Origin of the sequence: Pseudoalteromonas sp. S554, from assembly GCF_005930865.1 — a bacterium.
In the GTDB taxonomy this organism is placed as follows: Bacteria; Pseudomonadota; Gammaproteobacteria; order Enterobacterales; family Alteromonadaceae; genus Pseudoalteromonas; species Pseudoalteromonas marina.
Map to the genome: position 1 here is coordinate 1 of NZ_PNDV01000054.1, position 447 is coordinate 447.

Genomic DNA, 447 nt, shown 5'->3' on the forward strand with positions numbered 1-447 from the left:
GGGTGCAGATGCTAATCAGGTCATAAACCTAAAAATCACTACCGATATGAATACTACTGGCTTAGCTCTTTCTGGGGTTACGCTTAGTAGTGCAGCTAATGCTCAGTTAGCGATTACAGCTTTAGATAATGCTTTGTCTTCTGTAAATGGCGTTCGTGCTGATTTAGGTGCTAAGCAAAACCGTTTTAGTTCAACAATACGTAACTTAGAAAACGTGTCTGAAAATGTATCTGCTTCAAAGTCACGTATTATGGATGCCGATTTCGCAAAAGAAAGTGCTAACTTGGCTCGTAATCAGGTATTACAACAGGCATCAAGCTCGATGTTAGCTCAGGCTAACCAGCAACCTCAGATTGCTTTGTCTCTGCTATAATAAAGTTAGTTCATATATTAAAAAGCTTTGTATACTGAGATGCTTTGTGTATGAATGCTTGTTTTTGAGGAAAT

General features: G+C 38.5%; 1 protein-coding gene. It reads left to right on the forward strand.

All coding sequences use genetic code 11. The features are described from left to right. A partial coding sequence (locus CWB65_RS12910; protein ID WP_283240440.1) for a flagellin occupies positions 1-373 on the forward strand: 373 nt, incomplete at its 5' end. Positions 374-447 lie beyond the last annotated feature (74 nt).